General features: G+C 74.0%; 15 protein-coding genes. 8 read left to right on the top strand and 7 right to left on the bottom strand.

Going from position 1 to position 23,733, the window contains the following annotated elements:
• Window positions 1–73: 73 nt before the first annotated feature.
• From ACIGXM_RS27920 to ACIGXM_RS27895, 6 genes are all read left to right on the top strand, one after another.
• Complete coding sequence (locus ACIGXM_RS27920; protein ID WP_396565561.1) at window positions 74–1,666, top strand: amino acid permease; 1,593 nt, start codon at window positions 74–76, stop codon at window positions 1,664–1,666.
• Window positions 1,666–3,024, top strand: coding sequence for a glutamine synthetase family protein (locus ACIGXM_RS27915; RefSeq protein WP_396565559.1), 1,359 nt, complete (start codon window positions 1,666–1,668; stop codon window positions 3,022–3,024). The genes ACIGXM_RS27920 and ACIGXM_RS27915 overlap by 1 nt, the downstream gene beginning before the upstream one ends.
• Entirely contained in the window at window positions 3,021–3,749 is a 729-nt protein-coding gene (locus tag ACIGXM_RS27910) for a gamma-glutamyl-gamma-aminobutyrate hydrolase family protein (RefSeq protein WP_396565557.1), read from the top strand. The genes ACIGXM_RS27915 and ACIGXM_RS27910 overlap by 4 nt, the downstream gene beginning before the upstream one ends.
• Window positions 3,746–5,137 (top strand): aldehyde dehydrogenase family protein, encoded by a 1,392-nt coding sequence (locus ACIGXM_RS27905; RefSeq protein WP_396565555.1) that lies wholly within the window; start codon window positions 3,746–3,748, stop codon window positions 5,135–5,137. Before ACIGXM_RS27910 ends, ACIGXM_RS27905 begins: the two co-directional genes overlap by 4 nt.
• Window positions 5,138–5,140: 3 nt before the next feature.
• Entirely contained in the window at window positions 5,141–5,908 is a 768-nt protein-coding gene (locus tag ACIGXM_RS27900) for a 3-oxoacyl-ACP reductase (RefSeq protein ID WP_396565553.1), read from the top strand.
• Window positions 5,909–6,029: 121 nt separating this feature from the next.
• Window positions 6,030–7,448 (top strand): aldehyde dehydrogenase family protein, encoded by a 1,419-nt coding sequence (locus ACIGXM_RS27895; RefSeq protein ID WP_396565551.1) that lies wholly within the window; start codon window positions 6,030–6,032, stop codon window positions 7,446–7,448.
• An 11-nt stretch (window positions 7,449–7,459) separates the two neighbouring features.
• Here ACIGXM_RS27895 and ACIGXM_RS27890 read toward each other — a convergent pair whose 3' ends face one another.
• Entirely contained in the window at window positions 7,460–8,215 is a 756-nt protein-coding gene (locus ACIGXM_RS27890) for a thioesterase II family protein (protein WP_396565549.1), read from the bottom strand.
• A gap of 401 nt (window positions 8,216–8,616) precedes the next feature.
• Between ACIGXM_RS27890 and ACIGXM_RS27885 the strand changes: the two genes are divergently transcribed.
• A complete protein-coding gene (locus tag ACIGXM_RS27885) occupies window positions 8,617–10,476 on the top strand; it encodes a BTAD domain-containing putative transcriptional regulator (protein ID WP_396565547.1) in 1,860 nt (619 codons plus the stop codon).
• Window positions 10,477–10,500: 24 nt separating this feature from the next.
• On the top strand, window positions 10,501–11,166 hold the full coding sequence (locus tag ACIGXM_RS27880) for an O-methyltransferase (RefSeq protein ID WP_396565545.1): 666 nt from the start codon (window positions 10,501–10,503) through the stop codon (window positions 11,164–11,166).
• Window positions 11,167–11,217: 51 nt separating this feature from the next.
• Here the strand turns inward: ACIGXM_RS27880 and ACIGXM_RS27875 are convergent, their stop codons facing one another.
• The 6 genes from ACIGXM_RS27875 to ACIGXM_RS27850 form a co-directional block, all read right to left on the bottom strand.
• Window positions 11,218–12,288, bottom strand: a complete 1,071-nt coding sequence (locus ACIGXM_RS27875; protein ID WP_396565543.1) for an HAD-IIIC family phosphatase — start codon at window positions 12,286–12,288, stop codon at window positions 11,218–11,220.
• On the bottom strand, window positions 12,285–13,406 hold the full coding sequence (locus ACIGXM_RS27870) for an acyl-CoA dehydrogenase family protein (protein WP_396565541.1): 1,122 nt from the start codon (window positions 13,404–13,406) through the stop codon (window positions 12,285–12,287). The genes ACIGXM_RS27875 and ACIGXM_RS27870 overlap by 4 nt, the downstream gene beginning before the upstream one ends.
• Window positions 13,399–13,701 (bottom strand): acyl carrier protein, encoded by a 303-nt coding sequence (locus tag ACIGXM_RS27865; protein WP_396565539.1) that lies wholly within the window; start codon window positions 13,699–13,701, stop codon window positions 13,399–13,401. The genes ACIGXM_RS27870 and ACIGXM_RS27865 overlap by 8 nt, the downstream gene beginning before the upstream one ends.
• Window positions 13,698–14,570, bottom strand: a complete 873-nt coding sequence (locus ACIGXM_RS27860) for a 3-hydroxyacyl-CoA dehydrogenase family protein (RefSeq protein ID WP_396565537.1) — start codon at window positions 14,568–14,570, stop codon at window positions 13,698–13,700. Before ACIGXM_RS27860 ends, ACIGXM_RS27865 begins: the two co-directional genes overlap by 4 nt.
• Window positions 14,567–20,704 carry a type I polyketide synthase gene (locus ACIGXM_RS27855; protein WP_396565535.1) on the bottom strand — a complete coding sequence of 2,046 codons (6,138 nt, stop codon included), beginning with the start codon at window positions 20,702–20,704 and terminating at the stop codon, window positions 14,567–14,569. Before ACIGXM_RS27855 ends, ACIGXM_RS27860 begins: the two co-directional genes overlap by 4 nt.
• Before the next feature lie 49 nt (window positions 20,705–20,753).
• The coding region (locus ACIGXM_RS27850; protein ID WP_396565533.1) for a type I polyketide synthase at window positions 20,754–23,733 on the bottom strand (2,980 nt) is incomplete at its 5' end.

Raw genomic sequence — 23,733 nt, 5'->3', positions numbered from 1 at the left:
TCTGGGCCATTGAGAAACCACAGTGTCGTGGGCGCATGTTTCGGATCCCCCACCGAACCCCCAAGGGGTGCGCATGTCTGCTGAACAGCCGGTACTCCCGCCGGACCACCCACCCGCTCCTGTCTCGGATTCACCGGTGCTCTCCTCCGACGAGCAACGGCTGCGCGAACTCGGCTACACCCAGGAACTGGCCCGCTCGATGTCGGGCTTCTCCAACTTCGCCGTCTCCTTCTCGATCGTCTCGATCCTCTCCGGCTGTCTCACCCTCTACGGCTTCGGCATGAGCACCGGTGGCCCGGCGCTGATCACCTGGGGCTGGCCGGTGGTCGGCCTGATGACGCTCTGCGTCGGCCTCGCGATGGCCGAGATCTGCTCCAGCTACCCGACCGCGGGCGGCCTGTACTACTGGGCGGCCAAGCTCGCCCCCTCCCGTGGCCCGGCGTGGAGCTGGTTCACCGGTTGGTTCAACTTCCTCGGCCAGGTCGCCGTCACCGCCGGCGTCGACTACGGCGCCGCGACCTTCGCCAACGCGCTGCTGGAGATGCAGTTCGGCTTCGCCGCCACCCCCGCGCACACCGTGGAGATATTCGCGGTGCTGCTGCTGGTCCACGGGCTGCTGAACACCCGCGGCGTGCGGCTGGTGGCCGTGCTCAACAACGTCAGCGTCTGGTGGCACGTCTTCGGCGTGCTGATCATCGTCGGCGCGCTGCTCCTGGTGCCGTCCCACCACGCCTCCGCCGCCTTCGTGTTCGGCCACTTCGTCAACGACACCGGCTTCCACAGCTCGTTCTACGTCGCGCTGCTCGGCCTGCTGCTCGCCCAGTACACCCTGACCGGCTACGACGCCTCGGCCCACATGACCGAGGAGACCCAGGACGCGGCCCGCTCCGGCCCGCGCGGCATCGTCAACTCGATCCTGGTCTCGCTGGTGGCCGGCTGGATCCTGCTGCTCGGCATCACCTTCGCGATCCAGAACTACGACGGCGCGCTGAACAGTTCGACCGGTGTGCCGCCCGCGCAGATCTTCCTGGACGCGCTCGGCACCCGTGGCGCCGAACTGCTGCTGCTGATCGTGATCGGTGCCCAGTTCTTCTGCGGGATGGCCTCGGTCACCGCCAACTCACGGATGATCTACGCCTTTTCGCGGGACGGCGCGCTGCCGGGCTCCCGGCTCTGGCACCGGATCGACCCGCGCACCCAGACCCCGACCAACGCGGTCTGGTTCGCCGCCGCCGGTGCCTTCCTGCTCGGCCTGCCCGCACTGTGGAACTCCACCGCCTACGCGGCCGTCACCTCGGTCTCGGTGATCGGCCTCTACATCGCCTACGTGATCCCGGTGTTCCTCCGGCTGCGGCAGGGCGAGGCGTTCCCGGTCGGGCCGTGGAACCTGGGCCGCTGGAGCCGCCCGATCGGCATCGCCGCGGTCGCCTGGACCGTGCTGATCACCGTCCTGTTCATGCTGCCCACGGTCAGCCCGATCACCGTCAAGAGCTTCAACTACACCAGCGTCGCGGTCGCCGTGGTGCTCGGCTTCGCCGGTCTGTGGTGGCTGCTCTCAGCCCGGCGCTGGTTCACCGGACCGCGGGTGACCGGGCCGGCCGACGAGCCGGCCGCGACCGGGACGCTCACCCAACTCCCCGCCGACGAACGTGAGGTGCAGATCTGATGGGCAACCCCCGGCTCACCCTCGACGAGCTGCGCGCCCGGGTCGCCGACGGCGGCATCGACACCGTCGTGCTCGCCATGACCGACATGCAGGGCCGGTTGCAGGGCAAGCGGCTGGCCGCCGACTACTTCCTCACCGACGTGGTGCCACACGCCGCCGAGGGCTGCGACTACCTGCTCGCCGTCGACATCGACATGAACACCGTGGACGGCTACGAACTCTCCTCCTGGGACAGCGGCTACGGCGACCTGGTGTTCCGCCCTGACCTGGACACGCTGCGGCTGGTCCCCTGGCACCCGGCCACCGCCATGGTCCAGTGCGACCTCACCCGGCAGGACGGTAGTCCGGTCGCCGTCTCGCCCCGGCAGATCCTCCGTCGCCAGCTGGAACGGCTCGCCGAACACGGCTGGCAGGCCTACGCCGGAACGGAGTTGGAGTTCATCGTGTTCCGGGACAGCTACGAGCAGGCCTGGGACAAGGACTACCAGCGGCTCACCCCGGTCAACCAGTACAACGTGGACTACTCGATCCTCGGCACCGGGCGGATCGAGCCGCTGCTGCGCCGGATCCGCAACGAGATGGCCGGTGCCGGGCTCACCGTCGAGTCCGCCAAGGGCGAGTGCAACCTCGGCCAGCACGAGATCGCCTTCAAGTACCGCACCGCGCTGGAGACCTGCGACGACCACACGGTCTACAAGACCGGCGCCAAGGAGATCGCCGCCCAGGAGGGGGTCAGCCTCACCTTCATGGCGAAGTACAACGAGCGCGAGGGCAACTCCTGTCACATCCACCTGAGCCTGCGCGACGCGGACGGCGACCCGGTGATGGCCGGCGACCGCGAGCACGGCTTCTCCCGGGTGATGGAGCACTTCCTGGCCGGCCAACTCGCCTGCCTGGCGGACTTCGCGCTGCTGCTGGCCCCCACGGTGAACTCCTACAAGCGCTACCAGGCCGGCAGCTTCGCGCCCACCGCGATCGCCTGGGGACGCGACAACCGCACCTGCGCGCTGCGGGTGGTCGGCCACGGCTCCTCGCTGCGCTTCGAGAACCGGGTGCCCGGCGGCGACGTCAACCCGTACCTGGCGGTCGCCGCGCTGATCGCCGCCGGACTGCACGGCATCGAGCAGGAGCTGGAACTGGAACCGGAGTTGACCGGGAACGCCTACACCTCCGACGCTCCTCGGGTACCCGCCACACTGCGCGAGGCCGCCACCGCCTTCGAGGCCAGCGAGGCCGCCGCCACCGCCTTCGGCAAGGACGTGGTGCGCCACTACACGCACGCCGCACGGGTCGAACTCGCCGCCTTCGACGCGGCGGTGACCGACTGGGAGCGCCGGCGCGGATTCGAGCGGCTGTGACCGCCGGACCGCTGGTGGGGATCACCAGCTACCTGGACGAGGCCGCCTGGGGCGTCTGGCGCCAACCGGCCGCGCTGGTTCCGCAGAGCTACGTCGCCGCGGTCGAGGCGGCCGGCGGGGTGCCCGTGCTGCTGCCGCCGCAGACCACCGTCAACGGCGGGCTGCTGGAACGGCTGGACGGCCTGCTGCTCGCCGGCGGCGCCGACATCGCCCCCGACCGCTACGGCGCCAGCCCGCACCCCAGCAACGACGCGCCCCAACGGAAGCGCGACGCGTGGGAGTTCGAGCTGCTGCGGGGCGCGCTCGACCGCGACCTCCCACTGCTCGGGGTCTGTCGCGGCATGCAGGTGCTCAACGTCGCGCTCGGCGGTGACCTGGTGCAGCACCTGCCCGACCTGCTCGGCGAGGGCCGCACCCACCGCGCGGGCCGGGCCCAGTACCTCGACCAGCGGGTCTCCGTCCGGGCCGGCACCCGGCTGGCCGGCATCCTCGGCACGACGGCCGAGGTGCGCTGTTACCACCACCAGGCGATCGGCCGGCTCGGCACCGGCCTGCGCCCCGCCGCCCGTGCCGGCGACGGCACCGTGGAGGCCGTCGAACTCCCCGACGCCCGCTTCGTCCTCGGCGTGCAGTGGCACCCCGAGGCCGATTCCGCCGATCCCAGGCTCTTCGAAGCCTTCGTCACCGCCGCCCGAGCGGCGGCAGTCAAGGAGCCAGTCCAGTGACCGACCAGCTGGTTGATGCCGGGCCCGAACTCTTCGAGGTGGTCAACCCGGCCACCGAGGAGGTGCTGCAGACCGTGCCGCTGGCCGGCCCGGCCGAGACCGACGCCGCGATCGCCCGCGCCAAGGCCGCCTTCGAGCAGTGGCGGCGGGTCACCCCCGCCGACCGGGCCCGCCTGCTGCGCGCCTTCGCCGCCGAGATCGACGCCGACCGCGAGCACCTGGCCGGCCTCGAGGTCGCCAACGCCGGCCACACCATCGGCAACGCCCGATGGGAGGCGGGCAACGCCCGGGACGTCGTCGAGTACTACGCGGCCGCCCCCGAGCGGCTGTTCGGCCGGCAGATCCCGGTGGCCGGCGGCCTGGACGTCACCTTCCAGGAACCACTCGGCGTGGTCGGCGTGATCGTGCCGTGGAACTTCCCGCTGCCGGTGGCGGCCTGGGGCCTGGCTCCGGCGCTCGCGGCCGGCAACACGGTGATCGTCAAGCCCGCCGAGTACACCCCGCTCACCGCGTTGCGCCTGGCCGAGCTCGCGCTGCGCGCCGGCCTGCCCGAGGGCGTGCTGCAGGTGCTGCCCGGGCGCGGCCCGGTGGTCGGCCGGCGCCTGGTCACCCACCCCGACGTGCGCAAGGTGGTCTTCACCGGCTCGACCCGGGTCGGCAAGGAGATCGCGGCGGGCTGCGCCGAGCGGGTCAAGCCGGTCACCCTGGAACTCGGCGGCAAGAGTGCCAACATCGTCTTCGCCGACGCCGACCTGGCCAGGGCGGCGGCCACCGCGCCGTACGCGGTCTTCGACAACGCCGGGCAGGACTGCTGCGCCCGCTCCCGGATCCTGGTCCAGGAGTCGGTCTACGACGAGTTCATGGCGCTGCTGGAACCGGCCGTGCTCGGTGTGCGGGTCGGCGACCCGTGGGACGAGAGCACCGAGATGGGTCCGCTGATCTCGGCCGCGCACCGCGAGCGGGTGGCCGGGTTCCTGACCGACGATCTGTCAGTAGCCGTGCAGGGGACGGCTCCTGGCGGAAAGGGCTTCTGGTTCCCGCCGACCGTGCTGGCGCCGGTCGACCAGGGTGCCCGGGTCTTCACCGAGGAGGTCTTCGGCCCGGTGGTGACCGTGGTGCCGTTCGGCGACGAGCAGGACGCGCTGCGGATCGCCAACCACACCGAGTACGGCCTCTCCGGCTCGATCTGGACCCGCGACGTGGGCCGGGCGCTGCGGGTGGCGCGCGGCGTCGAGGCCGGCAACCTGTCCGTCAACTCGCACTCCTCGGTGCGCTACTCGACCCCGTTCGGCGGGTTCAAGCAGTCCGGCCTGGGCCGCGAACTCGGCCCGGACGCGCTGGCCGCCTTCACCGAAACCAAGAACGTCTTCATCTCCACGGAGGATTGAGCAATGACCAACCGTCTCGACGGCCGGGTGGCCGTCATCACCGGCGCGGGCAGCGGCATCGGACTGGCCACCGCGCGGCGCTTCGCGTCCGAGGGCGCCAAGGTGGTCTGCGTCGACCTCGACGAGCGGTCCGGCAAGGCGGCCGCGAACGAGGTCGGCGGCCTCTTCGTGCAGGCCGACGTCACCGACAAGGACCAGGTGGAGGCCATGTACGAGACCGCGGTGGCCGAGTACGGCAGCCTCGACATCGCCTTCAACAACGCCGGCATCTCGCCGCCCGAGGACGACTCCATCCTGACCACCGAGCTGGAGGCGTGGAAGCGGGTGCAGGACGTCAACCTCACCAGCGTCTACCTCTGCTGCAAGTACGCGATCCCGCACATGCGGCGGCAGGGCAAGGGCTCGATCATCAACACCGCCTCGTTCGTCGCGGTGATGGGCGCCGCCACCTCGCAGATCTCCTACAGCGCCTCCAAGGGCGGCGTGCTGGCGATGTCGCGCGAGCTGGGCGTGCAGTTCGCCCGGGACGGCGTCCGGGTGAACGCGCTCTGCCCGGGGCCGGTCAACACCCCGCTGCTGCAGGAGCTGTTCGCCAAGGACCCGGAGCGGGCGGCCCGCCGGCTGGTGCACATCCCGCTCGGCCGGTTCGCCGAGCCGTCCGAGATCGCCGCCGCGGTGGCGTTCCTGGCCAGCGACGACTCCTCGTTCATGACCGCCAACACCTTCCTGGTGGACGGCGGGATCTCCGGGGCGTACGTCACCCCGCAGTAGCGGGTCGGTGTTGCGGGGCCGGCGCCCGCCGGAGTTGACTGGCGGCGGTAGTCGACCCCGGCGGGCCGGCCCCGACGACGGTGTCCGGGCGGCCGCCGCACCGCGAGGAGAGGACCAGCTCGTGCAGCAGCATGCGGACCAGTACATCGACGGCGCCTGGCGTCCCTCGCTCGGCGACGGCGTGCTGGAGGTGGTCAACCCGGCCACCGAGGAGGTGATCGCCACCGTCCCCGCCGGTACGGCCGCGGACGTCGACGCCGCCGTCCGGGCCGCCCGAGCCGCCGCCCGCGCCTGGGGCGCCACCACCCGCGAGCAGCGGCTCGTCCTGCTGACCCGGCTCTGCGAGGAACTGGAGGCCGCGCGGACCGAGATCGCCGGGACCATCAGCGCCGAGCTGGGCAGCCCGATCTCCTTCGCCACCACCGTGCAGGCCGGGCTGCCGATCACCGTCGCCCGCTCCTACCTGCCGATCCTGGCCGAGTACCCGTTCGTCGAGCAGGTCAAGAACTCCACCGTGCTCGCCGAGCCGGCGGGCGTGGTCGGTGCGATCACGCCGTGGAACTACCCGCTGCACCAGATCGTGGCCAAGGTCGTCCCGGCGCTGGCGGCCGGCTGCCCGGTGGTGCTGAAGCCGGCCGAGGACACCCCGCTGACCGCCCGGCTCTTCGCCCGGGCGATGCACACGGCCGGCTTCCCGGTGGGGGTGTTCAACCTGGTCACCGGCGTCGGCGAGGTCGCCGGCGCGGCGCTCGCCGAGCACCCGGAGGTCGATCTGGTCTCCTTCACCGGCTCCACCGCGGTCGGCCGGGCGATCGCGGAGACCGCCGGGCGCGGCATCAAGCGGGTCGCCCTGGAACTCGGCGGCAAGTCCGCCAACGTGGTGCTGCCCGGCGCGGACCTGGCCCGCGCGGTCAACGTCAACCTGGCCAACGTGATGGCCAACGCCGGCCAGACCTGCTCCGCCTGGACCCGGCTGCTGGTCCACCGGGACGACTACCAGGAGGCCGTGCGACTGGCCGTCGAGGCCGCCGACAAGTACGTGCCCGGCGACCCGGCCGACCCGCAGACCCGGCTCGGCCCGGTGGTCAGCGCCAAGCAGCGCGAGCGGGTGCGCGGCTACCTGCGCTCGGCGGTCGAGCAGGGCGCCCGGATCGTCGTGGGCGGCCCGGAGGCGCCGGCCGGGCGGTCGCTCGGCTACTACGTGCGGCCGACCGTGCTGGCCGACGTCACCCCGGAGATGACGGTCGCCCAGGAGGAGATCTTCGGCCCGGTGCTGTCGATCCTCGCCTACCACGACGAGGAGCACGCCCTGGAGATCGCCAACGGGACGGTCTACGGCCTGGCCGGCGGGGTCTGGGCGGCCGACCGGGAGACCGCCGTCGCCTTCGCCCGCCGGATGGACACCGGCCAGGTCGACATCAACGGCGGCCGCTACAACCCGCTGGCCCCGTTCGGCGGCTACAAGGCCTCGGGCGTGGGCCGTGAACTCGGGCGGCACGGCCTGGCCGAGTACCTGCAGCCGAAGTCGTTGCAGTTCTGATCCGCCGGGCCTCAGGGACGCGGTGTGGCGAGGCGGTGGCGGAGCAGGGCGATCACGTCGGGAGCGCGGTCGGTGAGGTAGAAGTGGCCACCGGGGAAGAGCCTGAGGTCGAAGCCGGCGGTGGTGTGGGCCTGCCAGTCGCGGGTCTCGTCGACGGTCGCGCGGGGGTCGCGGTCGCCGAGTAGGGCGGTGATCGGGCAGGACAGCACGGCGCCGGGGTTGCCGCGGTAGTTGGTCACCGCGCGGTAGTCGTTGCGGACGGCGGGGAGGATCATCTCCAGCAGCTCGTCGTCCGCCAGCATCTCGGCGCCGGTGCCGTTCAACGACCTTATGTCGGCGATGAGTTCGGCGTCGGTGGGGTCGACCGGGAGCCGTGCGGGGGCGGTCGGCGCGGTGCGGCCGCTGACGAACAGCCGGGCGGGCGGGCGCCCGTCGCGTTCCAGGCGCAGCGCGACCTCGAACGCGACCAGGGCGCCCATGCTGTGGCCGAAGAGGTCCAACGGCGTGTCGCGCCAAGGGGCGAGCGCCGAAACGACGCGGTCGGCCAGCCGCCCGATGTCGTCGATGCCGGGTTCCAGGCGCCGGTCCTGACGGCCCGGATACTGCACGGCGATCACCTCGACCCGTGGGCTCAACGCGGTGGCCACCGGCCGGAAGTACACCGCGGACCCGCCGGCGTGCGGGAAGCAGACCAGGCGACGGGCGGCGCCGGGGGAGGGCGCGAAGCGGCGGCACCAGAGGCTGTCGTGGGCGGCGGAGATCGTCATGGCGGAAAAGGTCCCTTCGGGTCGGGGAGGGTGCGGCCCCGGCCGCCGACCGGCCGGCTCAACGGGCCCGCGGGGCAAGGGGTGTGGTCGTCACGGGCAGGAGAGGGACTTGTCAGGTTTGGCTACTGTCCGGGTGTCACAAACCCACTTCTGACGGTTCGTGAAAAATGGCTCGTTTTGACGACCTGTCTCCGGCCATATCGGGAAACGGTTGTTATGCGGAAGGAGTCACCCCTACATTCATATCTGTTACCGCCGTCGACACCGACGCGCGACCCGGGGGGATCGTGGTCGTCGCTGTCTCTGGCCGGCGCCGTCTCCCGCGCCACGAATCGAGGCCGCTCGTGCAATTCAGGATGCTCGGTCCACTCTCCGTCCAGGTCAACGAGCGGGAGCGTGTGGTGTCCGCCCCGCGTCAACGGGTGGTCCTCGCGCTCCTGTTGGTCAACGCCACCCGGGTGGTCTCGATCGACCGGATCGCGGCGGCGGTCTGGGACGGTGGCTCGCCGCCGAGCGCCGCCGCCACGGTCCGTACCTACGTGATGAGGCTCCGACAGGTGCTCGGCGCGGAGGCCGGCGGCCGGATCCGGACCCAAGCACCCGGCTATCTCATCGAGTTGGCGGAGGACGAGACCGACCTCGGCCGGTTCATCGCGCACCGCGGCCGGGCCGGCGCCCACGTCCGGGCGGGCGAGCTGGAACGGGCCTCGGCGGAGTACGCCGCCGCCCTGGCGCTGTGGCGCGGTGACCCGCTGGTGGACATCCCGTCCCGGACCCTGCGCGACGTGGAGGGCCGCTACCTGCACGAACTGCGGTTGCGGACGCTGGAGTCGCGGCTGGACGCCGACCTCGCGCTGGGCCGGCACGCCGAGATCCTGCCCGAGCTCTGGCGGGAGGTCCGGGAGAGCCCACTGCGCGAGGCGCTGGTGAGCCGGTTGATGCTCGCGCTGTTCCGGGCCGGGCGGCAGTCCGAGGCGCTGGCGCAGTTCCAGTCGACCAGAGCCGCGCTGATCGAGCAGCTGGGAACCGAACCGGGCAGCGAGCTGCGCGAGATGCAGCGGCGGATCCTGGCCGCCGACGACCTCCCACCGGCCGCCGGCCCGAGAGCCGTGGTGGCGGGCCGGCCGTCGGCCCGCACCGAGCGGCGTTGGCATCGTCCGGCCCAACTCCCGGCTGGCATACCGGTGTTGGTCGGCCGGGCGGCCGAGGAGGCCGAGCTGACCGAGCGGCTCACGGCCGAGGTGCTGCCGGGTGGGGCCGCCGCGGCCACGGTGATCACGGGTGCCGGCGGCATCGGCAAGAGCGCGCTGGCGCTGCACGTCGCGCACGCCGTGCGGGAGCGCTTCGGCTACGGGCAGCTCTACGCCGACCTGGGTGGGCGGGACCGCCCGGTCGAGCCGGTCGAGGTGCTCGGCCGGTTCCTGGTGGACCTCGGCGTGCCCGAGGGCGAGGTGCCGCCGACCCAGGAGCAGGCCGCCCTGCTCTACCGCTCGCTCACCGCCGACCGCCGGGTCCTGGTGGTGCTGGACGACGCCCGCAACGCGGCGCAGGTCCGCCCGCTGGTCCCCGGCTGCCGGGCCAGCCGGCTGATCGTGACCAGCCGGGACCGGCTGGCCGACCTGGACGGCGCGCACACCGTGACGCTCGCCGCGCTGGACGAGGCCGCCTCGCTGGACCTGCTCGGCTCGATCGTCGGCTGTCAGCGGGTGGCGGCCGAGCCGGGCGCGGCCCGGGCGGTGGTCCGGCGCTGCTCCGGCCTGCCGCTGGCGGTGCGCATCGTCGGGGCCCGGCACCTGGGACGCCCGCACTGGAACCTGGAGCGGCTGGCCCGGCGGCTGGCCGGCTCGCCGCGGCTGCTGGACGAGCTGCGGATCGGCGACCTGGGGGTGCGCGGCAGCCTGGAGGTCGGCTACCGCGGCCTGCGGGAGGCCGCGCACCTGGCCTCGGGTCTGCCCGACCCGGCGGCGGCGCTGCGGCTGCTCGGCGTGGTGGGCGCGGAGGACGTCGACGCCGGTCTGCTGGCGGTGCTGCTGGACTGCGCGGTGGAGGAGGCCGAGGCCGTGCTGGAGGCGCTCGCCGACGCGCACCTGCTGCACGCCCGGGGGAACGGGCGCTACCACCTCGACCACCTCTCCCGGGCCTACGCGCGGGAGCGGGCCGAGGTGGAGGACCCGCCGGAGCAGCGGGAGCGGGTACTGCGTGCGCTGGTGGAGCGGGCCGAGGGCGCGCCGGCGTCCAGCGCCGTCCCAGAGTTGGCATGAATACGACGATAGGTGAGGAGTCCCATGGCCCAGCAGGTGGTTGCCACCGAGGAACTGCTCGACTACATCCGGGAGGTCTCGCTCCGGGACGAACCGCTGCTCGCCGAGCTGCGCCGGGAGACCGCCGAGCTGCCGGCCGGCGAGGCGATGCAGGTGATGGCCGAGGAGGGCCAGCTGCTGGCCCTGCTGGTCCGGCTCACCGGCGCCCGGTCGATCCTGGAGATCGGCACCTTCACCGGCTACAGCACTCTCTGTATGGCTCAATCCCTGCCCCCTGGCGGTGAGTTGGTGACCTGTGACATCACCGACCGGTGGCCCGCCATCGGCGCCGGCTACTGGGAGCGGGCCGGGGTGGCGGACCGGATCGAGCTGCGGATCGGGGATGCCGTGGAGACTCTCGGCAAGCTGGCCGCCGAACGCGGACCGGACTCCTTCGACTTCGTCTTCATCGATGCGGACAAGGCCAACTACCGTCGCTACTACGAGGATTCGCTGGCCCTGCTGCGGCCGGGCGGGCTGCTCGTGGTGGACAACACGCTGTTCTTCGGGCGGGTGGCCGATCCGGACCGGCAGGACCCCGACACGGTGGGCGTCCGGGAGTTGAACGCCGCGCTGCACGCCGACGAGCGGGTGGAGATCTCGCTGCTGGCGATGGCCGACGGGATCACCTTGGTCCGCAAGCGGCCGTAGCGATCGGGCGGGTGGCGGGCGGCAACCCGACCGGGTTGCCGCCCGGGGCCGTCACGGCGGGGTGGCGAGGTCGGGCGCGAGCAGTCGCACCGTGGGCGACGGTGTCCGCCGGCCCGGCACCAGGTGCAGCACCTGGACGTCCCCCGGCGGCGCCGCGGCGCAGCCGCAGTCCGCCGACGCCGACTCCTCGAACCCGGCGAACCGGTAGGCGATCTCCATCATCCGGTTCCGCTCGGTGGCCCGGAAGTCGGCGGTCAGATGGACGCCGGCCCGGGCCGCCTGGTCGACCAGCCAGTCCAGGATGGTCGACCCGGCGCCGTAACTGACCACCCGGCAGGAGGTGGCGAGCAGCTTCAGGTGCCAGCTGCCGGTCCGCCGTTCCACCAGCAGCACGCCCACCGCACCGTGCGGCCCGAACCGGTCGGCCATGCTCGCCACCAGCACCTCGTGCCCGGGGTCGGCCCGCAGCTCGCGCAACCGCCGGTCCGAGTAGTGCACGCCGGTCGCGTTCATCTGGCTGGTCCGCAGGGTGAGTTCCTCCACCCGCGAGATGTCCTCCGGGCTGGCCCGGTCGATCCGCAGCACCAGCTCCAGCGAGCGCAGGAAGTCCGCGTCGGGGGCGGTGGACGCGGCCCGTTCGGCCTCCCGCCGGAAGCCCGCCTGGTACATCTCGCGCCGCCGGCGGGAGTCGGCGGTGCGGGTGGCCGGGGTGAACTCGGGCAGGTCCGGCAGTGCGGCGGCCTGCTCGGCCGGGTAGCAGCGCACATCGGGCAGGTGGTGGTTCACCTCGGCCCGTTCGGCCGGCCGGTCGTCGATGAACGCGATCGTCCCCGGGGCGAAGTTGAGCTGCTCGGCGATCGCCCGCACCGACTCCGACTTGGTGCCCCAGCCGATCCGCGGCAGTACGAAGTACTCGGCGATGCCGAGCTGTTCCAGCCGCGCCCAGGCCGGCTCGTGGTCGTTCTTGCTGGCCACCGACTGCAGGATGCCCCGGGCGTCCAGCTCGATGACGACCTTGCGGATCTCCTCCGGCAGTGTCACCTCGGCGTCCTCCAGCAGGGTGCCCTGCCAGAGCGTCCCGTCCAGGTCCCAGACCAGGCACTTGACGGTCGTCGCGGTCACCGTTCCCCCCTCCCGTGCGTGGCCAGGGCGTGCTCGGCCAGCAGCAGCCGGCACAGCTCACTGCTGCCCTCGATGATCTCCATCAGCTTGGCGTCACGGTAGGCGCGCGCCACCACCGCGCCGTCCTGGGCGCCCGCCGAGGCCAACACCTGGACGGCGGTCGCGGCGGCCCGGGCGGCCTGCTCCGCGCCGACCTGCTTGGCCAGCACGGTGGCGATCACCTGGTCGGCCGAGCCGGCGTCCCAGCAGTGCGAGGCGTGCTCGCAGACCCGGGTGGCGAGCTGCTCGGCCACCAGCAGGTCGGCCAAGTGGCCAGCTGTCAGCTGGTGTTGGCTGATCGGTACGCCGAACTGCTGCCGGGTCGCGGCGTGCCGGGTGGCGGCCGTCAGGCAGGCCCGCAGGATGCCGACGCAGCCCCAGGCCACCGACATCCGCCCGTACGCCAGCGCGGTGGTGACCAGCAACGGCAGTGGCAGCGCCGCCCCGCCGAGCAGGTTGCCGGCCGGCAGCCGCACGGCCTCCAGTTCGACGTCGCAGTGGCCGGCGGCCCGGCAGCCCAGCGGATCGCTGATGGGCTGGATCCGGACGCCCGGCGCGTCGGCGGGGACCACCACGGCCGCGGCGCCGTCCTCGTGGCGACCGAAGACCACCAGCAGGTCGGCGTAGCGGGCGGCGGTCATCCACTTCTTCCGGCCGTCCACCAGCAGCTGGTCGCCGTCCCGCCGGATGGTGGTGACCATCGCCGCCAGGTCGCTGCCGGCGCCGGGCTCGCTGAAACCGACCGCCGCCAGCTCCCCGCCGGTGAGCCGGGGCAGCCAGGCGCGCAGCTGCTCCGGCAGCCCGAACCGGGTGATCGTCCAGGCGGCCATCCCCTGCGAGGTCTGCACGCTCCGTAGCGAGCTGCACAACTCACCTGTTCCGGCGGTGAGTTCGCCGTTCTCCAGGCTGTTCAGGCCGAGCCCGCCGAGGGTTTCGGCCACCTGCCCGCAGAGCAACCCGGCCGAGCCGAGTTCGCGCAGCAGCGGCCGCGGGATCAGGCCGGTCAGGTCCCAGCGCTCGGCCTGGTCACCGACCGCCGATCGGACGGTGGCCAGCGCGGTCGCGAGGCGGTCAGCCATCCTGACCCCCGGCGGCCTGCTGCCGGAGCCGGTCGACCATGGCGGTCATCACGGTGACGGTGCGGAAGTTGTCCATCCGCAGGTCGGTGCCGCGGATGCTGATCCCGAACGACTTCTCCAGGTGCACCACCAGCTCCATGGCGAAGAGCGAGGACTGGCCGCCCTCCTTGAACAGGTCGGTGTCGGGCAGCCAGGCGGTCCGGGTGCGGGCCTCCAGGAAGCGCAGGATCTCCTGGCGGACGTGCTGCGTGCCGTCGACCGGCTGGGCGATTCCCTCGGTGCGGGTGGTGCTCATCGCTTGCTCTCCTCGTGGTAGCTGTAGAAGCCCGCGCCGCTCTTGCGGCCGAGCCTGCCCTCGCGGACCTTCGCCAGCAGCAGGTCGCAGGGGCGGCAACTCTCGTCCCCGGTGCGCTCCCAGAGCACCTGGAGCGAGTCGACCAGGTTGTCGATGCCGATCAGGTCGGCGGTGCGCAGCGGGCCGGTGGGATGGCCCAGGCAGCCCTGCATCAGCTCGTCCACCGCCTCGACGCTCGCGGTGCCGGCCTGGACCACCCGGGCCGCGGTGTTGATCATCGGGTGCAGCACCCGGCTGGTGACGAAGCCCGGCGCGTCGGCCACCACCACGGTCTGCCGGCCGAGTTCGCCCAGCAGGTTCCGGGTGGCGGTCATCGTGGCCTCCCCGGTCCGGGCACCGCGGATCACCTCCACGGTCCGGATCAGGCTCGGCGGGTTCATGAAGTGGGTGCCGAGCAGGTCGGCCGGGCGGGCGACCGCGTCGGCCAGTTCGTCGATCGGGATCGACGAGGTGTTGGAGATCAGCGGCGTTCCGGGGCGCACCGCGGCCGAGACCTCGGCCAGCAGCTCGGTCTTCAGCGTGGCGTTCTCGGTGACCGCCTCGATCACCGCCCGGGCTTCGGCCAGGGCTTCCGACGAGCCCGTGGTGTGCAGCTCTCCGGGCGCCACGCCGGCCGGCAGCCGGCCCATCAGCTGGGCCAGCCGCAGGCCCTGGGCGATCCCGGCCTCGGCCCGGACCAGCTGGTCCGGGTCGGTGTCGACCAGCGTGACGGGGACGCCGTGGCCCAGCGCCAGGGTGCCGATGCCGGTGCCCATCACCCCCGCCCCCAGGATGACCAGCCGCTCGGCCGGTCGTGCTGTGGTGCTCATGCGCCCTTCCCCTTCTCCCGCCCGGTGTCGCGCGGGTTCTCGTGATCGGCCTCACCCAGGACGGCGGTCAGCCAGTCCCGCACGGCCGCTCCGGTGGTCTCCACGTGTTCCTCCATCAGTGACCAGTGGTCGCCGGGGACGTCGACGACGGTGTGCGCGCCGGGCCAGGAGGCCCGCCAGTCGACCGTGCTGTCAGGCGCCGGCTCGGCCAGCGGGCGGGAGGCCCGCACCAGCAGCACCGGGGCCGCGATGGACGGTGGCCGCCAGTCGTCCAGCAGCTGGAAGTAGCGGCCCATCGCGGTGAGCCGGGTGTCGTCCAGTGGTGCGGCCCGGTCCTCGCGCTCGAACATCCCGCCCACCAGGACGTCGTCGAACTGCGTCATCGCCTGGTCGCCCGAGAGGTAGGTGTCCAGCAGCACGACGGCCGCCGCCGGGGTGCCGAGCCGCTCCAGCCTGGCGGCGGCCGCGTGCGCGAGGGTGCCGCCGGAGGAGGAACCGAGCAGGATCAGCGGCCGGTCGCCGGCACCGGCCCGGACCGTCCGGGCCTGCAGGTCGACCAGGGTGGACAGTTGGTCCGGCAGCGGCTCGCCGGGTGCGAAGCCCGGCGCGTCGAGGGCGCTGACGCCGTAGCGGCCGTGGAAGAGCGCGCCGAACCGGGCGTACTGGTGGGCGCCGCCGAGGGCGACGATCGAGCCGAAGCAGACCAGCAGCGGTCGGTCGGCGCGGCCGTCCGGGGGCTCGACCAGGTGGAGGAGCGCGGGGCCGGCCGTGGTGCCCGACGGTTCGGGACCGAGCGTCGGCCGCAGCGCGGCGGCCAGGCCGAGCAGCCGGATTCCGGTGTCGATCCGGCCCTGTTCGCAGGCCTGCCGGAACAGCGTGCCGACCGGGCCGGCGCCACCGCTGGGCGCGGCGAACTCGGGGGAGGCGTCGGCGAGTTCGACCAGATCGGTCAGCAGCCGGTCCGCCAGTCGGGCCGGGGTGCCGCTCTCGAAGACCAGCGTCGGCCGCAGCCGCAGGCCGGTGGCGGCGGCCAGCCGGTTGCGCAGCTCGACCGCGGTCAGCGAGTCGAAGCCCTGCGCCAGGAAGGCGGTGTCCGCCGGCACACCGGTCGGGTCGGGGTGGCCGAGCACCTGGGCCGCCTGCTGCCGGACCAGCTCCAGCAGCACGGCCGCCCGTTGCCGCGGGTCCGCGGCGGCGGCCAGGCGCCGCCGCAGCACCTCGCGCCCGGCGGCGTCGTCGCCGGGTCGCCCGGCAGGTGTCCCGGCCGGCCGGGACGGTGGGCGGACCAGCGCGCGCAGCAGGTGCGGCACCGGCCCGCCGGTCGGGGCGGTCAGGTCCAGCCGGATCGGGACCAGGGCGCCGGTGTCCGAGCCGAGCGCGGTGTCGAACAGGGCCAGCGCCTCGCCCGTGGAGAGTGCCCGCGCGCCGCCACGGGCGAGCCGGCGCAGGTCGGCCTCGTCCAGCGTGCCGGTCAGTTCGCTGCGCTGCTCCCACAGTCCCCAGGCCAGCGAGGTGGCCGGCCGCCCCTCCCGTCGGCGCAGCGCCACCAGGGCGTCCAGGCAGGCGTTGGCCGCCGCGTAGGAGCCCTGGCCCGGGCTGCCGAAGACGCCGGCGGCCGAGGAGAAGACCACGAAGGCGGTCAGCTCGGCGTCCGCGGTGAGTTCGTGCAGCAGCCAGCCGCCGTCGACCTTGGGACGCAGCACGGTGGCCAGCCGCTCGGGGGTGAGCGACTCCAGCACCCCGTCGTCCAGCACGGCGGCGGTGTGCAGTACGGCACGCAGCGGGTGCCGAGCCGGGATCCCGGCCAGCACCCGGGCGATCTGCCGACGATCCGTCACGTCGGCGGAGACGACGGTCGGCTGGGCACCGGCGGCGGTGAGCTCGGCCACCAGGTCGGCGATCCCGGGGGTGTCCGGGCCGCGCCGGCCGAGTAGCAGCAGGTGTCGCACGCCGTGCCGGGCGACCAGATGGCGGGCCACCAGCCCGGCCAACGTGCCACCGCCGCCGGTGAGCAGCACGGTGCCCTCGGGGTCGAAGGCCGGCTGGATCGAACTTCCGTCGACCGTCGGCCTGGTGAGCCGTGGCGCGTACAGGACGCCCTCGCGGACCGCGAGTTGGGGCTCCCCGGTGAGCAGGGCGGACGACGCGAGGGTGCTGTCCGCGGGGTCGTCGGTGTCCAGGAGCACGAACCGGCCGGGGTGTTCCAGCTGGGCGGCGCGCAGCAGACCCCAGACGGCCGCGGCGGCCAGGTCCACCGGCTGGTCGCCGAGGTCGACCGCGCCGCTGGTGACCACCACCAGCGGCGCCTGGTCGGTCCGTGGGTCGGCGAGCCGGTCCTGGAGGGCGGTCAGCACCGCGCCGACGGTGGCGAGCACGCGCGCGGTGGGTTCGGCGCCGGAGTCCGGTGGCGGGTCGGTCAGCGACAGCACCTCGGGCACGGTGCCGGGCGGTGGGCCGGCCGGGGCGGGCAGCCGGGTCCAGCTCAGCTCGAAGAGCGACTGGTCGGGCGTGCGCAGCGAGTCGAACGCGGCGGTGCGCATGGCCAGTGCGCCGATCTCGGCCACCGGGCGGTCGGCCTGGTCGGTGATCCGGACCGTCACCGTGTCCCCGCCGTCCCCGCCGTCCTGGCCGGCCTGACGCAGCCGCACACGTAGCACGGAGTCGGTGGCCGGGCCGAGGGTGACCCGCTGCCAGCAGAACGGCAGCGGCACGCCGCCCGCCGCCGTCCGTCCGTCCGGGATGCGCAGTCCGACGGTCTGCAACGCGGCGTCCAGCAGCGCCGGGTGGAGGGTGAAGCCGGGCTCCGGGGTGACCTGGTCGGGCAGCGCGACCTCGGCGAAAACCTCCGGGCCACGCCGCCAGGCCGCCCGCAGGCCCCGGAACGCCGGGCCGTAGCCGATGCCGCGGGCCTCGAAGCCCGCGTAGCAGTCGGCGACCGGGACCGGCTCCGCGCCGGCGGGCGGCCAGGCCTCCGGCGCGGCGGGGCCGGTCGAGGTGCTCTCCGGGGCCGGGCCGAGCAGGCCGCTCGCGTGCTCGCGCCACGGGCCGCCGCCCTCCGCACGGGAGTGCAACTCGACACCGCGCCGGCCGGCTTCGTCCGGCCCGCGCACGGTGAGCCGCAGCTGCACGCCGTCGTCCGGTCCGAGCAGCAGCGGCGCGGCCAGGGTCAGCTCCTCCACCCGCGGACTGCCGACCCGGGCGCCGGCGGTGGCCACCAGCTCCAGGAACGCCGCCCCGGGCAGCAGCACGGTCCCGGAGACGGCGTGATCGGCCAGCCACGGGTGGGTGGCCAGCGAGAGCCGCCCGGTGCAGACCAGCCCGCCCGACTCCGGCAGCTCGACCAGCGCGGTCAGCAGCGGGTGCCCGAGCGCGGTCTGCCCGGCGGAGGCGACGTCGCCACCGGCCGGGGGCGCGTCCAGCCAGTAGCGCTGCCGCTGGAACGGGTAGCTCGGCAGGGTGACCGGCCCGGCGGGCGCGTCGGCGACCAGCGGCCGCCAGTCCACGGCCAGCCCGTGGACGTGTGCCTCGCCGAGCGCGACCAGCAGCCGCCGGGCGCCGCCGTCCTCGCGCCGCAGGGTGCCGAGCACCACCGCCTCGCCGGCCCCGGCGTCCGCAACCGTGTCCTCGATCCCGAAGGTGAGCGTGGGGTGCGGGCTGACCTCCAGGAAGGTCCGGTGCCCGGCGGCCAGCAACTGCTGGATCGCCGGGTGGAAGTGGACGGTCCCGCGCAGGTTGCGGAACCAGTAGTCGGGTGTCAGGTCACGCGCGTCGACCGGGCCGACGCCCACCGTGGAGATCATCGGGATCGTGCCCGCGCCGGGCGAGATGCCGGCCAGCGCGGCGCGCAGTTCCCCGCGCAGGCCGTCCACGGCGGCCGAGTGCGAGGCGTACTCGACCGGCATCGGCCAGGCCAGCACGCCCTCCTCGGCCAGTTCGGCGAGCAGGGCGGCGACCCCGGCAGCGTCCCCGGCGACCACCGCCACCCGCGGGCCGTTGACCGCGGCGACCGACACCGACCCGTGCCGCCCGGCCAGCCGCTCGGCCAGCTCGTCAGGGGTGAGCAGCACGGTGGCCATCGCGCTGCCGCCGCTGGTGCCGGCCAGCGCCCGACTGCGCAGCGCCACCACCCTGGCCGCGTCCGCCAGCGACAGCAGACCGGCCACGCAGGCCGCCGCCACCTCGCCCTGGCTGTGGCCGATCACCGCGGCCGGCCGCACCCCGTGCGCCAGCCAGACCTCGGCCAGCGAGACCATCACCGAGAAGAGCACCGGTTGCAGCACGTCCACCCGGTCCAGCGGGTCGCCACTGCGCAGCAGGTCGATCGGCGACCAGTCCAGGTACTCCGCCAGTGCCTTCTCACAGGCGGCCATCCGCTCGGCGAACACCGGTGAGGTGTCGAGGAGTTCGGCCGCCATGCCGGGCCACTGGGCGCCCAGGCCGGGGAAGACGAAGACCGGCCGCCGGCCGCCCCGCGGTGCGCTGCCCCGGATCACCCGGACGTCGGGACGGTCCTCGGCGAGCGCGGCGAGGGCGCCCAGCAGCTCGTCCCGGCCGTCCCCGACCAGCACCGCCCGCTCGGCGAAGGCGCTGCGGCCCAGCGCCAGCGCCCGCGCGACGGCACGTGGGCCGGGACCGCCGACGGCGTCGCCGGCCAACTGTTCGTGCAGTCGGGCGGCCTGGGCGCGCAGAGCGGCGGGCGACCTGGCGGAGAGCGGCCAACTCGTCGGGCCGGGTTCGGACTCCGGCTCGTGGGTCGTCGCCGGTACCGCCTCCAGCACCAGGTGGGCGTTGGTGCCGCTGGCCCCGAAGGACGAGACGCCGGCGCGGCGCGGGCGGCCGGTCTCCGGCCAGTCACGGGCCTCGGTCAGTAGCTCCACCGCGCCCTCGGTCCAGTCGACCTGGGTGGAGGGGTGGTCCAGGTGCAGGCTGCGCGGCAACCGGCCGTGCGCCATCGCCAGCACCGTCCTGATCACCCCGCCGACGCCGGCGGCGGCCTGGGTGTGGGTCAGGTTGGACTTCAACGAGCCCAACAGCAGGGGACGTTCACGGTTCTGGCCGTAGGTCGCGAGCAGTGCCTGGGCTTCGATCGGGTCGCCGAGCCGGGTGCCGGTGCCGTGCGCCTCGACCGCGTCCACCTCGGCGGGGCTCAGCCCGGCGTCGGCCAACGCGGCCTGGATGACCCGCTGTTGGGCCGGGCCGTTGGGCGCGGCGATGCCGTTGGAGGCGCCGTCCTGGTTGACGGCGGAGCCACGGACCAGGGCATGCACCGGGTGCCCGTGCCGCCGGGCGTCACTCAGTCGCTCCAGGAGCAGCAGCCCGACGCCCTCGCCGAACCCGGCGCCGTCCGCCGCGTCCGAGAAGGACTTGCAACGGCCGTCCGGGGCCAGTCCGCGTTGGCGGCTGAACCCGACGTACAGGCCCGGTGTGGACATCACCGTCACCCCGCCCGCCAGCGCCAGGCCGATCTCGCCCGCCCGCAGTGCCTGGCAGGCCAGGTGGATCGCCACCAGCGAGGAGGAGCAGGCGGTGTCCAGGGTCACCGCCGGGCCTTCCAGACCCAGCGTGTAGGCCACCCGCCCGGAGGCGATGCTCGGCACGCTGCCGGTGCCGAGGAAGCCCTCCAGCTCGGCCGGGATCCGGCTCAGCCGGGCCGCGTACTCGTTGTACATCACGCCCGCGTAGACGCCGGTGGCGCTGCCGCGCAGCGTGGCCGGGTCGATGCCGGCCCGCTCGATCGCCTCCCAGGAGGTCTCCAGGAGCAGCCGCTGTTGCGGGTCCATGGCGAGGGCCTCGCGTGGCGAGATGCCGAAGAAGCCCGGGTCGAACTCGGCGGCGTCGTGCAGGAATCCGCCCTGACGGGTGTAGAGGGTGCCGGGCGCGTCCGGGTCGGGGTCGTACAGTCCCTCGACGTCCCAGCCGCGGTCGGTGGGGAAGTCGGAGACCGCGTCCCGCTCGGCGAGCAACAGCTCCCACAGGTCCTCGGGGCTGCGCACCCCGCCCGGGTAGCGGCAGGCCATCGCGACGATCGCGATCGGCTCGCCGGACCGTTCGGTCAGCCGCCGGTTCTCCTCGCGCAGCCGCTCGTTGGCCAGCAGCGAGGTGCGCAGGGCCTCGACCACCTGGTCGGTGTGCATGGTGCTCCGTCCCCTCTCGGGCTCGGGCGGGGTGGCCGTCGGTCGGGTGTCAGGCATGGTCGCCGTCCAGGGCCAGCCGGACCAGGTCCTCGACGCCCATGGCACGGATCGCCGCGCCCTGGCCGGGGTGCTCGGTGACCGGCTGCTGGACCGCGGTCGGGTCGGCCAGGGCGAGCAGGCCGTCCAACAGGCCGGCGGAGCGCAGCCGTTCGATCGGGATGGTGGCCAGCAGCCGGCTGATCTCCGGCTCCGGGCGGGTGGCCGGCGTGCCCGGCGTGACCTGCGCCGACCCGGTGGGGACCAGCCGATCGGCCAGGTACTCGGCCACCGCGACCGGGCTCGGGTGGTCGAAGACCAGCGTGGCGGGTAGCCGCAGGCCGCAGGCCGCGGTCAGCCGGTTGCGCAGCTCGACCGACATCAACGAGTCGAACCCGACCTCCTTGAAGGCGCGTTCCGGGTCGACCGCCTGCGGGCCGTCGTGGCCCAGCACCTCGGCGACCCTGGCCCGGACCAGCTCGACCAGCACGGCCAGCCGCTCCTCGCCGCCCAGCGCGGCCAGCCGGCGCTGCAGGGAGTCCGCCTCGGCGGCCTCGGCCCCGGCGGCGATCCGACGTGGCAACGCGCGCACCAACCGGCGGAAGAGCGCCGGGACGCCGGCCTCGCCGGTCCCCGCCCGCAGCTTGGCCAGATCCAGCTTGACCGGCAGCAGCAGCGCCCGCGGTGAGGCCAGCGCGGTGTCGAACAGGGCCAGCCCCTCCTCGGCGGAGATCGCCGCGACACCGCCCCGGTCGAGCCGGCGCAGGTCGGTCGCGCCCAGCCGGCCGGTCAGCGCGCTGCGCGGCTCCCACAGCCCCCAGGCCAGCGACTGGCCGGCCAGCCCGGCGGCGCGGCGCTGCTGGGCCAGGGCGTCCAGGAAGGCGTTGGCGGCCGCGTAGCTGCCCTGGCCGGCACTGCCGACGGTGCCGGAGGCCGAGGAGAACAGCACGAAGGCGGTGAGATTCTGATGCTCCGTCAACTCGTGCAGGTGCAGCGCCGCGTCCACCTTCGGTCGGAGCACCGGGTCGAGTCGCTCCGGCGTCAGCGACTCGACGATCCCGTCGTCCAGCACGCCGGCCGAGTGGACGACCGCGGTCAGTGGGTGCTCGGCCGGGACGCCGGCCAGCAGCCGCTCCACCGCGGTGCGGTCGGCGAGGTCGCAGGCGGCCACGGTGGCCTCGGCGCCCAGCTCGGAGAGTTCGGCGGCCAGTGCCACCGCCGCCGGGTCCTCGGTGCCGCGCCGGCCGGTCAGCAGGAGGTGGCGCACGCCGTGCGCGGTCACCAGGTGCCGGGCGACCAGCGAACCGAGCACCCCGCCGGCACCGGTGACCAGCACGGTGCCGCCCTCGGGGGGCGTGAACGGGCCTGCCTCGGCGGCCGGTACCCGGGTGAGCCGGGCGACGAGTACCGTGCCGCGGCGGATGGCGAGTTGGGGCTCGCGGGCGGCGCACGCCACCGGCAGGAGCGACGGCAGCAGCGCGGGGAGGGCGGCCGGGTCGTCGGTGTCGACCAGCACGAAGCGGTCGGGGTGCTCGGACTGCGCCGAACGCACCAGGCCGCGCACGGCGGCGGCGGCGAGGTCGGCGACGCCTTCGGACGCGTCGACCGCGACGGCCGCGTGGGTGGCGAGGACGAGTGTCGCGCCGGTGCGGTCCTCGTCCGCCAGCCACGCCTGGAGCAGTCGCAGCGCGTCGGCCAGCGCGGCCCGCACACCGCCCGGGGCGGAGCCGGTGGGTGCGCAGCGGACGAGCACGCCTGCGGGCGCGGCGCTGGCCGGGGGCAGCGGATCACCCAGTCCGATCGTGGGCCAGCAGGGTGCGGTCGGCGGGAGGGGCTTGCCCGGTTCGGCCCGCGGTGCCAAGGGCAGAGCCTGCCAGTCCAGTTGGAAGAGCGAGTCGGTCGCCCCCGGGCGGGCCTCGCGCAGGGCGGCCACCTCGACCGGGCGGATCACCAGGGACTCCACCGAGGCGACCGGGCGACCGGTCGGATCCGCCACCGTGATCGCCACCGATCCCGTAGCGTCGTAACTCAGCCGGACCCGCAGCACGGTGGCGCCGGACGCATGCAGCCGCACGCCGTTCCAGGAGAACGGCAGCCGGGCCATGCCGGGCTCCTCCCGCTGGTCGGCGCCGTCCTTCGGCACCAGCCACAATCCGTGCAGCGCGGCGTCCAGCAGCGCCGGGTGCAGGCCGAACGCGGCCGCCGCGCCGTGCTGGTCCTGGGGCAGCCGGACCTCGGTGAACACCTCGTCACCGCGCCGCCAGGCCGCGGTCAGCCCCCGGAACGCCGGCCCGTACCCGTACCCGAACGACTCGAAGCGCTCGTACAGCCCCTCGACCGGCACCGGCACCGCGCCGGCCGGCGGCCAGACCTCCGGGTCCGGCTCCGGCTCGCCGGTGGCGGGCGCGGGGGCCAGGACGCCGGTGGCGTGGAGGGTCCAGTCGTCGGTGTGGTCGTGGGTGGCGTGTTCGGGGCGGGAGGAGATGGTGAGGGTGCGGCGGTGGGTGGGGTCGGGGGTGGTGATGCGGATTTGGAGGTGGTGGGGGGTGGGGTTGGGGAGGGTGAGGGGGGTGTGGAGGGTGAGTTCTTCGAGGTGGGTGGTGTGGGTTTCGTCGGCTGCGCGGAGGGCGAGTTCGAGGAAGGCGGTGCCGGGGAGGAGGGGGGTGTCGGTGATGGTGTGGTCGGCGAGCCAGGGGTGGGTGTGCAGGGAGATGCGTCCGCTGAGGAGGGTTTCGCCGGTGTCGGCGATCTGGACGGCGGCGCCGACCAGCGGGTGTCCGGTGCTCTCCAGGCCCGCCGTGCGCACGTCGCCGCCGGTCGCCGGCCTCGGCTGCGCCCAGTAGGTGCGTCGCTGGAACGGGTAGGTGGGCGTGGCGGCTCGGGGGCCTTCGCCGAGGACGGTGGTCCAGTTGACGGGGTGGCCGTTGGTCCAGGCGTGGGCGAGGGAGTGGAGGAAGCGGTGGTGGTTGTTGGTGTCGCGGCGGAGGGTGGGG

The sequence above is a fragment of the Kitasatospora sp. NPDC052896 genome (assembly GCF_044547075.1).
In the GTDB taxonomy this organism is placed as follows: Bacteria; Actinomycetota; Actinomycetes; order Streptomycetales; family Streptomycetaceae; genus Kitasatospora.
This window is presented reverse-complemented; position numbering and strand designations above follow the sequence as displayed.